Origin of the sequence: Mesorhizobium intechi (genome assembly GCF_002879535.1) — a bacterium.
GTDB classification, from domain to species: domain Bacteria; phylum Pseudomonadota; class Alphaproteobacteria; order Rhizobiales; family Rhizobiaceae; genus Mesorhizobium; species Mesorhizobium intechi.
The window spans coordinates 15753-28572 of record NZ_PNOT02000314.1 but is presented as its reverse complement, the minus strand read 5'-3'; the positions used below and the strand labels follow the sequence as shown (position 1 = coordinate 28572).

11 protein-coding genes are annotated in these 12820 nt (G+C 63.0%); 7 read left to right on the top strand and 4 right to left on the bottom strand.

Annotation, left to right across the window (positions count from 1 at the left end; genetic code table 11):
- The first annotated feature begins 6 nt into the window (after positions 1 to 6).
- From C1D09_RS26745 to C1D09_RS26725, 5 genes are read left to right on the top strand one after another with little or no spacing between them, the layout of a single operon-like run.
- A complete protein-coding gene (locus tag C1D09_RS26745) occupies positions 7 to 1869 on the top strand; it encodes an extracellular solute-binding protein (RefSeq protein WP_246135888.1) in 1863 nt (620 codons plus the stop codon).
- Between the two features lie 30 nt (positions 1870 to 1899).
- On the top strand, positions 1900 to 2997 hold the full coding sequence (locus C1D09_RS26740; RefSeq protein ID WP_143977060.1) for a microcin C ABC transporter permease YejB: 1098 nt from the start codon (positions 1900 to 1902) through the stop codon (positions 2995 to 2997).
- On the top strand, positions 2997 to 4151 hold the full coding sequence (locus tag C1D09_RS26735; protein WP_143977059.1) for an ABC transporter permease: 1155 nt from the start codon (positions 2997 to 2999) through the stop codon (positions 4149 to 4151). The genes C1D09_RS26740 and C1D09_RS26735 overlap by 1 nt, the downstream gene beginning before the upstream one ends.
- Positions 4148 to 5776, top strand: a complete 1629-nt coding sequence (locus C1D09_RS26730) for an ABC transporter ATP-binding protein (protein ID WP_143977058.1) — start codon at positions 4148 to 4150, stop codon at positions 5774 to 5776. Before C1D09_RS26735 ends, C1D09_RS26730 begins: the two co-directional genes overlap by 4 nt.
- A gap of 28 nt (positions 5777 to 5804) precedes the next feature.
- Positions 5805 to 6746, top strand: coding sequence for a 2-hydroxyacid dehydrogenase (locus C1D09_RS26725; protein WP_143977057.1), 942 nt, complete (start codon positions 5805 to 5807; stop codon positions 6744 to 6746).
- A gap of 8 nt (positions 6747 to 6754) precedes the next feature.
- On the opposite strand, the gene C1D09_RS26720 is transcribed toward C1D09_RS26725, so the two are convergent.
- The 3 genes from C1D09_RS26720 to C1D09_RS26710 form a co-directional block, all read right to left on the bottom strand.
- The gene (locus C1D09_RS26720) at positions 6755 to 7282 is read right to left on the bottom strand and encodes a P-loop NTPase family protein (protein WP_143977056.1); all 528 of its coding nucleotides are present in this window, start codon (positions 7280 to 7282) and stop codon (positions 6755 to 6757) included.
- 71 nt (positions 7283 to 7353) lie between these two features.
- Positions 7354 to 7716 (bottom strand): hypothetical protein, encoded by a 363-nt coding sequence (locus C1D09_RS26715; RefSeq protein ID WP_143977055.1) that lies wholly within the window; start codon positions 7714 to 7716, stop codon positions 7354 to 7356.
- A gap of 108 nt (positions 7717 to 7824) precedes the next feature.
- Positions 7825 to 8742: a class I SAM-dependent DNA methyltransferase gene (locus C1D09_RS26710; RefSeq protein WP_143977054.1), complete on the bottom strand. Its 918-nt coding sequence runs from the start codon at positions 8740 to 8742 to the stop codon at positions 7825 to 7827.
- A 123-nt stretch (positions 8743 to 8865) separates the two neighbouring features.
- Between C1D09_RS26710 and C1D09_RS26705 the strand changes: the two genes are divergently transcribed.
- Positions 8866 to 9873, top strand: a complete 1008-nt coding sequence (locus C1D09_RS26705; RefSeq protein ID WP_143977053.1) for a ligase-associated DNA damage response exonuclease — start codon at positions 8866 to 8868, stop codon at positions 9871 to 9873.
- 4 nt (positions 9874 to 9877) lie between these two features.
- Positions 9878 to 11479 carry a cisplatin damage response ATP-dependent DNA ligase gene (locus C1D09_RS26700; RefSeq protein ID WP_143977052.1) on the top strand — a complete coding sequence of 534 codons (1602 nt, stop codon included), beginning with the start codon at positions 9878 to 9880 and terminating at the stop codon, positions 11477 to 11479.
- Positions 11480 to 11495: 16 nt separating this feature from the next.
- Here the strand turns inward: C1D09_RS26700 and C1D09_RS26695 are convergent, their stop codons facing one another.
- Positions 11496 to 12641: a hypothetical protein gene (locus C1D09_RS26695; RefSeq protein WP_143977051.1), complete on the bottom strand. Its 1146-nt coding sequence runs from the start codon at positions 12639 to 12641 to the stop codon at positions 11496 to 11498.
- Positions 12642 to 12820 lie beyond the last annotated feature (179 nt).

The following is a 12820-nucleotide window of genomic DNA, read 5'->3' as shown; positions in this document are numbered from 1 at the left end:
CAGTCGATGCTACCTCGTCGTGGCTTCCTGACGCTTGGCGCCGCGGCAACTACCGCCGCGCTACTGCCGGGCCGTGCCTTCGCCGCCAGCCCGACCGATGTGAAACTGCATGGGCTGTCGGCATTCGGCGACCTCAAATACAAGCCGGATTTCACCCATTTCGACTATGTCAATGTCGATGCGCCGCAAGGCGGTACGTTCAACTTCCTGCCGCGCAACTGGGGCTCCAACCAGACGCCGCTGACCTTCAACACGCTGAATTCGTTCGTTCCCAAAGGCGATTCGCCGCAGCGTATGGAGATGTGCTTCGATTCGCTGATGGTGAGAGCGTTCGACGAACCTGACGCCGTCTACGGGCTGATCGCTGACAGCGTGACGATTTCAGACGACCGCAACGGGTTCACCTTCTCGCTGCGTCCGCAGGCTCGTTTCCATGACGGCACGCCGCTGACGGCCGAGGACGCCGCCTTCACCTTCAAGCTGTTGAAGGACAAGGGGCATCCGGACTATTCGCTGCCGCTGACACATCTGAACGACGCGATCGCCATCGATGCTCACACGTTGAAGCTTGCCTTCTCCGGCAAGCAGACAACCCGCACCATCCTCAACGTCGTTGCGTTCCCGATCCTGTCGAAGGCTTTCTATACGGCCAACCCGTTCGATTCCTCGCAGATGAATCCGCCGCTCGGGTCAAGCGCCTACAAGGTCGGTCGCTGGTCGGCAGGAGGCTGGATCGAATATGAGCGAGTGGCCGACTATTGGGGCAACGACCTGCCGGTCAATCGCGGCCAGAACAATTTTCAGCGCATTCGTGTCGAGTTCTACCAGGATCGCAACGTTGCCTTCGAAGCGTTCAAGAAGGGAGAGATCCTCTACAAGGAAGAATTCGTGTCGCGAGTCTGGGCGACGGGCTACGACTTCCCCGCCTTCATTGCCGGCAAGGTGGTGAAGCGCGAATTCCCGGCCGAAACGATGCCTTCCATGCAGGCCACCGCCGTCAATCAGCGGCGGGAGCAATTCCGCGACCCGCGCGTGCGGCAAGCGATCGGGCTCTGCTTCGACTTCGAATGGACGCGGCGCAATTTCTTTTACGGCTCCTATGAGCGCTCGCAATCCTGCTTCGAGCAATCCGATTTTCGCGCCGAGGGCGTCCCGTCGCCACAGGAACTAGCCTTGCTCGAGCCACTACGCGGCCAGATTCCGGCCGAGGCTTTTGGCGAAGCCGTCACACAAGACGTGTCGAACGGTTCCGGGCGCGACCGCCATTTGCTTGGCAAGGCAGCCAAGCTCCTAACTGACGCCGGCTGGAAACGCTCCGGCAATTTCGTCGTCAACGACAAGGGCGGTCGACTGTCGGCAGAGTTTCTTGTCGATGACGAGGTCTTCGAGCAGGTTTACTCGCCTTGGGTGGAAAACATGAAGGCGGTCGGCATCGATGCCTCTATCCGGCTGGTCGATGCCGCGCAGTATCAGCTGCGGCAGAATTCGTTCGACTACGATCTTATCTCGGTTGCGGCCCGGCTTCCGGCGACGCCAACTCGTGACGACCTCGAAACCTTTTTCCACTCGCGAACCGCAACCTTATCGGGCACACGCAATCTGCCGGGAACATCGAGCCCGGCCATCGACGCCCTGGTCGACGCCGCCGGCGCCGCCAAGGACCGCGAAAGCCTGACAATCGCCATGCGTGCGCTCGACCGGGTCTTGCGTGCACGGCGCGATTGGATTCCAAGTTGGTTCCTGGCGAATCATCGAAGCGCCTATTGGGACATGTTCGGCTTTCCCGGGCGGAAACCCGATTTCGACTTTCCGGTCGAAGCGCTGTGGTGGGTCGACAAGGACAAGGCGGCAAGAATTGGCAAAGCCTGACATGACCGTTCGCGCAGGATTGGCGGGCTGATGGGCGCCTATATACTGCGACGCATCCTTCTGATGATCCCGACGCTGTTCGGCATCATGGCGATTTCCTTTGCCGTGATCCAGTTCGCGCCCGGCGGTCCGGTCGAGCAGGTGATTGCCAGTCTGACCAACCAGGGCGGCAGCGATCGCCTCGGCAGCGGTGGTGGCGACGCCGGCGTCGGTGGCAATAGCGATGCCGCCGGCGATATCGGCTCGAAATACCGCGGTGCGCAAGGTCTTGACCCCGAGTTCATCAAGAAGCTGGAAAAGCAATTCGGCTTCGACAAGCCGCCGCTCGAACGCTTCGGCATGATGCTGTGGAACTATATCCGGTTCGATTTCGGCGATAGCTATTTCCGCGACATATCGGTGCTCGACCTGATCCTCGAAAAGATGCCTGTGTCGATCTCACTCGGCATCTGGATCACCATCCTGTCCTACCTGATCTCGATCCCGCTCGGCATCCGCAAGGCGGTCAAGGATGGCTCGGCGTTCGACATGTGGACCAGCGGCGTCGTCATCATCGGCTATGCGATCCCGGGCTTCCTGTTCGGCATCCTGCTGATGGTGCTGTTTGCCGGCGGCTCGTTCTGGGACTGGTTCCCGTTGCGCGGCATCGTTTCGGATAATTGGAACCAGTTGTCCTGGCCGGACAGGGTCGTCGACTATATCTGGCACATGACGTTGCCGCTGACCGCGCTCGTGCTGTCGGCTTTCGCCACGACAACGCTGCTCACCAAGAATTCCTTCCTCGAGGAAATCCGCAAGCAGTATGTGGTGACGGCGCGCGCCAAGGGCCTGTCGGAGCGCAAGGTGCTCTACGGCCATGTCTTCCGCAACGCCATGCTGATCGTCATCGCCGGCTTTCCCGGCGCCTTCATCTCGGCCTTCTTCACCGGCTCGCTGCTGATCGAGAACATCTTCTCACTCGACGGTCTCGGCCTGCTCGGCTTCAAGTCGGTCCTGCAGCGCGACTATCCGGTGGTGTTCGCCAATCTCTATATCTTCTCGCTGCTTGGGCTGTTCGTCGGCCTGCTGTCCGACCTGATGTACACTTGGGTCGATCCGCGTATCGATTTCGAGCGGAGAGACATCTGATGTCCCAAGCCGTTGTCGAGAACACCGTTGTCGAGACCACGCCGAGACGCGCAAAACGGCCTTGGCTATCGCCGCTGAACCGCCGGCGCTGGCAGAATTTCAAGGCCAACCGACGCGGCTACTGGTCGCTGTGGATATTCCTTGTGCTGTTCGGTCTGTCGCTTTTTTCCGAATGGATCGCCAACGACAAGCCGATCCTCGTGTCCTACAAGGGCGAGATCCTGTTTCCAGTGCTGGTCGCCTACCCCGAGGAGAAGTTCGGCGGCTTCTATGCCGTGACCGATTATCGCGATCCGGTGATCCGGGACGAGATCAACGCCAATGGCTGGATGATCTGGCCGCCGATCCGCTACTCCTATCGCACGGTCAACAATGCAATTCCCGATGCCGCGCCTGCAAAACCATCCTGGCAATATGATGCGGACAAGCGCTGCGGCCAGTATCCGCAACGGGCGGCCGATCCCGATTGCATTGTCGGCAACTGGAACTGGCTGGGCACAGACGACCAAGCGCGCGACGTGCTGGCGCGGCTTATCTACGGTTTCAGGATCTCGGTGCTGTTCGGTCTGATCCTGACCGCGGGCTCGTCGCTGATCGGCGTTGCCGCAGGCGCCATGCAGGGCTATTTCGGCGGTTGGACCGATCTTCTGTTCCAGCGCGTCATCGAGATCTGGTCAGCGATCCCGGTGCTCTATCTCTTGCTCATCGTCTCCGCCATCCTGCCGCCCGGTTTCTTCATCCTGCTTGGTCTGATGATGATCTTCTCCTGGGTGGCGCTGGTCGGGGTGGTACGTGCCGAGTTCCTGCGTGCCCGCAACTTCGAATATGTAAACGCCGCCCGCGCCCTCGGCGTGCCCAATCGCACCATCATGTTCCGGCATCTGTTGCCCAACGCCATGGTGGCGACATTGACCTTCCTGCCGTTCCTGACCAGTGGTTCGATCTCGACGCTGACCTCGCTCGACTATCTCGGCTTCGGCCTGCCTCCGGGCTCCCCATCGCTAGGCGAACTCATGAAGCAGGCGCAAAGCAACCTCAATGCACCTTGGCTCGGTATTTCCGGCTTCATCGTCGTCTCGCTGATGCTGTCGTTGCTGGTGTTCATCGGTGAGGCCGCACGCGATGCCTTCGACCCGCGCAAGGCATTCAGATGAGCGAAATTCTGCTCTCTGTCCGCGATCTCAGCGTCGCCTTTGCGCAAGGTGGCAACCAGTCGACGGCGGTCGACCACATTTCCTTCGACCTCGCCAAGGGCGAGACCGTGGCGCTGGTCGGCGAATCCGGCTCTGGCAAATCGGTGTCGGCGCTGTCGGTGCTGAAGCTCCTGCCCTACCCCAGCGCCAGCCACCCCTCGGGAAAGATCCTGTTCGAGGGCGCCGACCTGCTGGCGATGAGCGAGAAGCAGTTGCGGCAAGTGCGCGGCAACAAGATCACCATGATCTTCCAGGAGCCGATGACCTCGCTCAATCCGCTGCATACGATCGAGCATCAGATCGTCGAGATCCTGAAGTTGCACCAGGGCATGGCCGACCGCCCGGCCAAGGCGCGCACGCTGGAACTGCTCAACGAGGTCGGCATCCGTGATCCCGAAAAGCGGCTCGACGCCTATCCGCACCAGTTGTCCGGCGGCCAGCGCCAGCGCGTCATGATCGCCATGGCACTGGCCAACGAACCGGAACTTCTGATCGCCGACGAGCCGACCACGGCGCTCGACGTCACGGTGCAGGCGCAGATCCTCGAACTGCTCGCGGGCCTCAAAAGCCGCAAAAGCATGTCGATGCTGTTCATCACCCACGATCTCGGCATCGTGCGCAAGATCGCCGACCGGGTTTGCGTCATGACCAAGGGCAAGATCGTCGAGACCGGACCGACCAAGGAAATCTTCGCCAACCCGCGGGACCCCTATACGCGCCATCTGCTGGCGGCCGAGCCGAAAGGCAAGCCGCCAGCGGCCAATGCCGACGCCAAGCCGGTGATGACCGGCAAGGACATAAAAGTCTGGTTTCCGATAAAGCAGGGCTTCTTCCGCCGCACGGTCGACCATGTGAAGGCGGTCGACGGCATCGATGTCACCGTGCGCGCCGGCCAGACGCTTGGCGTGGTCGGCGAGTCCGGTTCCGGCAAGACGACGCTCGGCCTGGCCCTGGCGCGCATGATCTCGTCGACGGGAACCATCCGGTTCAACGGTCGCGACATCAACCAGCTCACCTTCAACGCCATGCGGCCGCTCAGGCGCGAATTGCAGATCGTGTTCCAGGATCCGTTCGGTTCGCTCAGCCCGCGCATGTCGATCGCCGAGATCATCGAGGAAGGGCTGAAGATCCACGAGCCGAAGCTGTCGCCCGATGAACGCGACGACAAGGTTGCGGACGTGCTGAAGGAGGTCGGTCTCGATCCGGCCACCCGCAACCGCTATCCGCACGAGTTTTCCGGCGGCCAGCGCCAGCGTGTCGCCATCGCGCGGGCCATGGTGCTCAACCCGCGCTTCGTCATGCTGGACGAACCGACATCGGCACTCGACATGAGCGTGCAGGCGCAGGTCGTCGACCTCCTGCGCAATCTGCAGGCCAAGCACGACCTCGCCTATCTCTTCATCAGCCATGACCTCAAGGTCATCCGGGCGCTTGCCAACGACGTCATCGTCATGCGCAATGGCCAGATCGTCGAAGCCGGCCCTTCCCAGCAGATTTTTGAAAATCCGCAAACCGACTATACTCGGGCGCTGATCTCGGCCGCCTTCAAGATAGAGACGGCGCCGGTCGGCACCGTCAGCGAGTAATTGCGTAAAGAGGACTAGACGAACCGCGATGGAAAAAGGCCGTATCCTGCTTGCCGTCACCGGCTTTCATCCGCAGCGTTGGCGCGAGCTGTTGTCGGCCGAGCGTGAGGTGGTGCTGGAGCCGGACGGCGCCAAGGATCCGTCGATCACCTATGCGGTGGTATGGAAGCAGAAGCCCAATTTGTTGTCGTCGCTGCCCAATCTGCGTGCCATCTTCTCCATCGGCGCCGGCGTCGACCATATCTTCGCCGATCCAGGCCTGCCCGACGTGCCGATCGTCAAGGTTGTCGCCGACAACCTCACGCAATACATGACCGAATATGTCGTCTGGCGGGTGCTCGATCATCATCGCCAGGGCCTGCTCTACCGGCAGCAGCAGCAAAAGAAAATCTGGCACGAGCCGCTGCAGCGGCCAGCCGGCGACATATCGGTCGGCATCATGGGCCTCGGCAATCTCGGCCGCGCCGCGGCCTCGGTGCTGCTGTCGCTCGGCTTCGCCGTCAATGGCTGGTCGCGCACCGAACGGCCGATGCAAGGGGTGGCGACCTATTCCGGCGAGGCCGGGTTGATCCCCTTCCTCAAGGCAACAGATATTCTTGTCGTGCTTTTGCCGCTGACACCGGACACGCATGGCATCATCAATTACGGCGTGCTCAAGGAATTGCGCAAGCGCAACGGCCTCGGCGGTTCGGTGCTGATCAACGCCGGACGCGGCCGCCTGCACAAGGATGCCGACATCGTGAGGGCGCTGGACGACGGCACGCTGAAGGAGGCGAGCCTCGACGTGTTCGAGGTCGAACCGCTGCCGAAAACCAGCCCGCTCTGGAACCATCCGAAGGTGTTCGTGACACCGCATGCCGCGGCGACCTCCGATCCCATGCATCTGGCGCCGACCATGCTGCGCCAGATGGACGCCTTCGAGCGTGGCGAGAAGCTCGAGAACCTGGTCGACCGGAAGGCCGGATATTAGCCGGATCCCTATATGGCCAGGTCCCATTGCCTGAAGCACTGCTTGATCGCTCTCAACGAGGATAGCTGCAGCTTTGGCAAATCGAGCCCCTCGAACATCGCCTGGTATCGTCCGCGGTTTTTCGGCGTGGTCACGGCAATATGGTGGATCATGTCCCATTTGACGCTGTCGCGCCCGCCCTCCAACGCACCGCGCCTGTTCTTCTCAAACCAGCTTCGCCTGAAGTAACGCAGCAGACTTGCCGGCGTGGAAATATCCAGCAGGATCACTCCCGTCGCCCGACGGAAACGTTGCGGCATGCAGATCGCGTAATTTCCGTCCATCACCCAGCGCTCGGCGGCGATCGCGGCGTCATGCAAGGCGATGAATTCGGTCTTTGGACGCGGCTCCCAGTCGGTGTTGGGCAGATGATGAAGCAGGTCGAGGTGAACGGGCTCCAGGCCACGCTTGCAGGCAATCGCAACGGCAAGGGTCGACTTGCCGCTGTTGGACGGTCCCAGGATGCAGATGCGGTCGCCGAGGTCCGAGAGTTTCATCGATCGTCCCTTACGCGGACGCGAGCATGCTGTCGGCGATCGCTCTCGTGGGACAGCTGCTGCTTCCGTTATCAGCTGGGAAGGGCGAACTTCTTCTTCTGATTGTCCGGCTTGCCGCAGTCGCGACGCTCGATCGACCGGTTCATGGCGTCGATCTCGCCTGACGCCTTGTCGCTGTCGCGCTTGGCCTTGGAGCGCATGTCGGGCGTGAACGGACCGAAACCCATCGCGGGATTGGAGAAGGTCGGCTTCGCGGTCACCGGAAGGTTGTATTGCTGCGCCAAGCCATTGCGTTGCGCCAGCAACTGATCGCACGGCACGGTGTCGTATTGCAGGGAGGATTCTATGTTGGCGTCCTGCCGCTCGGACATCGAATTGCCGACGCAGCCGGCCGTTGCCAGGCAAGATGCCAAGATCATCATGTTCCAGCGCATCCGATATGCTCCTCCTGATATCCCGCCCTGATGTGACCAGATCGCAAATATCAGTCGCGCACGCAAATCGGACTTTTTCGCAGCAGCGGGATGGTATCCATGCACGCTTCAAACGGCGTGAGGTTTCCACGCCACCACGCCAAGCCCTTCGACGGGCTCGCGGCGATCCTGCCGTATGGTGGTTGGCTCCAGCCCCAGGATCGCAAGCCCTTTGGCCTCGAGTGTCCGCCTGACATAGGGTTGCGAATGGGCATAGCGCCGCGAGGGCTGCAGCGCGAAATCGCCGTCGCCCGCCAGGGTCTCGACGGAGAAGGCAAACAGGCCGCCTTCGGCGAGCAGGCCGGCAACGGTGCCCACCAGGCCCTCAAGCGCGCCGATATAGATCAGGACATCGGCCGATGTCACGAGATCGGGTGTTTCGCCCGAACGGGAAAATCCCTGCAGATCCGCCTTTGTCAGCGTGTCGTAGATGCCTTTCGCCCGCGCCTTCTTCAGCATCCTGGCCGAGATATCGACCCCCTCCAGCCGGTCGACGATCGGTCTCAGCCTCTCTCCAATCAGCCCGGTTCCGCAGCCCAGGTCGAGCGCCAGGCGGAAGCGGCCCGGCCTTGCCTTGCGAATCATCTGCTCGAGGAATTCGGGAAGCCGGTAGTCGAGCCTGCCGACCAGCATCTCGTCGAATGTCTCGGCATAGTGGTCGAACAGCGCTTCGACAAAGGCGCTCGGGGGCGCGGCGGCGACCGGCGCCTTGCCGATCACCTGCAGTTTGAGGGCCGCGCCCTGGCGATCCGCCGGATCCAGTTTCAGCGACATCGTCCAGGCCTGCGCCGCCAGGTCGAGCCTGCCTGACGTCTCCTGCATCTCGCCGAGGCGAAACCAGCCCATTGCCCATTGCGGCGCCAGCTCCAATGCGCCCAGCAGCAGCTCGGCCGCCGCCGTGGGATCGCCGGAGGCATAGAGCATCTCGGCGTAGTCGGCACGGCGATCGGCGTTCAAATCGCCGGACGATGTCTGAAGCGGTTTCACAATGATGGTTCCGCCGGCCGATGGCAGCCGGGCCGCCATCTCTGTAGAGCAAAGCCGGCCCGAGAGTCAGCAGTCTCCGACAACCGGCTTCCCGCAGCGGAATTATATCCTATCTTGGGTACCATGCGCGCCAGTGACCTGCTTCATCCCCGGCCCGAAGGCCTTTACTGCCCGCCGGGCGATTTCTTCATCGACCCGGTGCGGCCGGTGGACCGGGCGCTGGTCACGCACGGCCATTCCGACCATGCGCGCTCCGGCCACCGCTCGGTGCTGGCGACGCAGCAGACGCTCGACATTATGGGTCTGCGCTACGGCGACGACTTTGCCGGAACTACACAAGCCGCACGGCTCGGCGAGACGATCGCGCTGGACGGTGTCAACGTCAGCTTTCATCCGGCCGGCCATGTTCTGGGCTCAGCCCAGATATCCGTCGAACATCAGGGCATGCGCATCGTCGCATCCGGCGACTACAAAAGGCGAAGGGATGCGACCTGCGCGCCATTCGAGCCGATACGGTGTGACGTGTTCATCACCGAGGCGACCTTCGGCCTGCCGGTGTTTCGCCATCCGCCGGACACGGACGAGATCGGCCGCCTGCTGAAATCGGCGGCGCAGTTTCCCGAACGCTCGCATCTGGTCGGCGCCTATGCGCTGGGCAAGGCGCAGCGGGTGATGCGGCTGTTGCGCGATGCCGGCTATGACAAGCCGCTCTATATCCATGGCGCGCTGGCCAGGCTCAGCGAATACTATCAGAGCCAGGGTATCGACCTGGGGATCCTCGAGCCGGCGACGGTCGACGGCGGCAAGGACGACTTCACTGGCGCCATCGTCGTCGGCCCGCCATCGGCCTTCGCCGATCGCTGGGCGCGGCGCTTTCCGGATCCGATCTCATGCTTCGCGTCGGGCTGGATGCGGATCCGCCAGCGCGCCAAGCAAGGCGGCGTCGAACTGCCGCTGATCATCTCGGACCATGCCGATTGGGACGAACTCACCACCACCATCAAGCAGACCGGCGCCGAGGAGATCTGGGTGACGCATGGCCGCGAGGAAGCGCTGGTTCGCTGGTGCGAGCTCGAAGGCATCGCTGCGCGGCCGCTGCATCTGGTGGGCTATGAGGACGAGGGCGACTGAAGGCATGAACCGCTTCGCCGAACTCCTAGACCGCCTGGTGCTGACGCCATCGCGCAACGGCAAGCTGACGCTGCTGGTCGATTACTTCCGAACCGTTGAGGACCCGGATCGCGGGCTTGCGCTGGCGGCCATCACCGGGGACCTTACAATAGCCGCGGTCAAGCCGGCCATGCTGCGCATGCTGGTCACCGAACGCATGGACCCTGTGCTGTTCGGCTATTCCTACGACTATGTCGGCGATCTCGCCGAAACGGTGTCGCTGGTCTGGCCGCAAACGCCCGGCAATATCCCCAACCGCGAGCCGACGCTCGGCGAGGTGGTGGCGAAACTGCAGGCGGCAAGCCGCTCGGACGGGCCGAAAGTGCTGGCAGGCCTGCTCGACAGCGCCGGCATTTCGGCGCGCTTCGCCATCATCAAGCTGGTCACCGGCGGCCTGCGCATCGGCGTCTCGGCGCGGCTGGCCAAACAGGCGCTGGCGGATTTCGGCAAGCTCGACGTCGCCGAGATCGAAGAGCTCTGGCACGGACTGTCGCCGCCCTATATGGCGCTGTTCGCATGGCTGGAAGGCAAGGCCGAAAAACCCCGCAACACGGCGATGGCTTTGTTCCGTCCGGTGATGCTGTCGAACCCGGTTGGCGACGGCGATCTCGAAAAGCTCGATCCGGGGGACTATGCGGCCGAATGGAAATGGGACGGCATCCGCGTCCAGGCGGTGGCGGAAGGAGGCATCCGTCGGCTCTATTCACGCACCGGCGACGATGTCTCCGGCGCCTTTCCCGACCTTGCCGACGCCATGCACTTTTCCGCGACGCTGGACGGCGAATTGCTGGTCGGCGACCCGCGAGAGGCGACTGGAACCTTCTCGGACCTGCAGCAGCGGCTGAACCGCAAGACGGTGACGCCGAAGATGCAGCAGCAACATCCGGCCTTCATGCGCTGCTACGACCTGCTTCAGCTCGGGGACGAAGACCTTCGTGCGTTGCCATTCCGCGAGCGGCGTGGCCGCCTCGAAGCCTTCGTGAAAACGCTCGACCCCAGCCGTTTCGACCTGTCGCCCTTCGTCGCCTTCGCGGACTGGCAGGTGCTGGAGGATCTGCGCCGCGCGCCGCCGCACCCGATCATCGAAGGCGTGATGCTGAAACGCTGGGATTCGCCCTATGTCGCCGGCCGGCCGAAAGGCCCGTGGTTCAAGTGGAAGCGCGATCCGCACACGGTGGACGCAGTGCTGATGTATGCCCAGCGGGGTCATGGCAAGCGGTCGAGTTTCTACTCCGACTACACGTTCGGCGTCTGGTCCGGAGCCGAGGGCGAGGAGGAACTGGTGCCGGTCGGCAAGGCCTATTTCGGCTTCACCGACGAGGAGCTGAAGCAGATCGACAAATATGTCCGGGACAACACGGTCGAGCGTTTCGGGCCGGTGCGTTCGGTGCGGGCGGACCGCGACAATGGCCTGGTGCTGGAAGTCGCCTTCGAGGGGCTCAACCGCTCGACGCGGCACAAATCCGGCGTCGCCATGCGCTTTCCCCGCATTTCGCGGCTGCGCTGGGACAAGCCCGCCAACGAGGCCGACCGCATCGAGACGCTGCAAGCACTGCTCGACCGCTAAACGCGGCCGGTATTTCTTACGGTTCGATCGACACGCGGATCTCGTAGATGTCGACCGCCTTGCCCTGCTTGTCGAAATCGGAATTGACGGCGATGGTTCCGGCCGAGCCCGGATGCTTGTTGGGGAACTGTACGTCGAACAGATATTCGTTGCGCTGCTGGCCGACCGCGTAGCGCTTGCGGCCGCAATCGCCAAGCTCGCCGAAATTGCAGTCGACGGAGATCTGCGTGTCCTTGCCTTCCTCGGCACGCGCGATGATGTCGAACACGGCGTGCTTGCCGGCGAGCTTCTCCAGCACGCCCTGCCCGACATCGAAGGCTATCGCCGAACCTGAAGGGCCGGACTGAATGCGCAGGAACGGACCGGTGTCGTCCTTCATCACCGAGGCCTTGGCGTCCGATGGGGCGGCGACATGCGTCGGGTCGGTCGGCGAGAACACATTGATCCAGTTGCGGGACTGGTCCGCCGCGCCAGGCTTGGCGGGCGCGTTGGCGCCGTCGGCCGGGGTGAAATCGTCGCCCTCGACGGTTGGCGGCGCCTCGGGCGGCGCCGTATCGAGCTGTGCGGCCGTCTTGAACACGCCGGTCTGGATCGCGAAGAACACGCCGATGCCGACCGCGGCAAGCAGGGTGAGGGTGAAGAAAATGGCCGTCAGCGGCAGGCGCCGCCCGCGGATGCGCCGCTCATCGCGATCGGGCGCGACTTCCGTCGCTGTACCCGAAGCGGCGGGAGCGGACATGTCGATGGCCGGCACGCCGGGAAGCGTCGCATCCGGCATGATGTCGGGAACGACCGGCAGCACACGCGATCGCGGCGCATCGGAAGCGGGCTGCGCGGGGACGTCGACGGTGACGGCGGGCGATGGCGCCTTGCCGCCGATCTCGATGGCGGGCGCCGCGGTCGCCGCAAGCCCGGCCGCCGGGTCGTCGACCTCCAGCCCGACATCCGGCACCGCCGGCAGGTACTCGGATTCGATTTCGGTGATCGTCGCCTGGATGGCCTTGCGGCGCTTGATGGCGACCTCCACGGTCACGCCGGGATTGGCCTGGAGCGCACGGTCAAGCGCGGCAAAGGCCGAGCGATAGACCTTCTCGCGGAACGCGCGGTCCTCGGCATTGCCCTTCTCCAAGGCGTTCCGGATCGCTTTTTCGATCGCGTCCAAGCGGGATCCCTCTGCAATTGCCCAAACTTCCGTGATGGTTAGCCGTAGGCGACCAATCAATCAACGGGCGGGCGGGCGCATTCTGCCTCGACGGGCCGTCCAAAGTCCATCTTGGCGATATTCCGGCAACAAAATCGGCATGTGCCGGCGATTCTGGCGCGCGCAGGCGCAATCGCCTG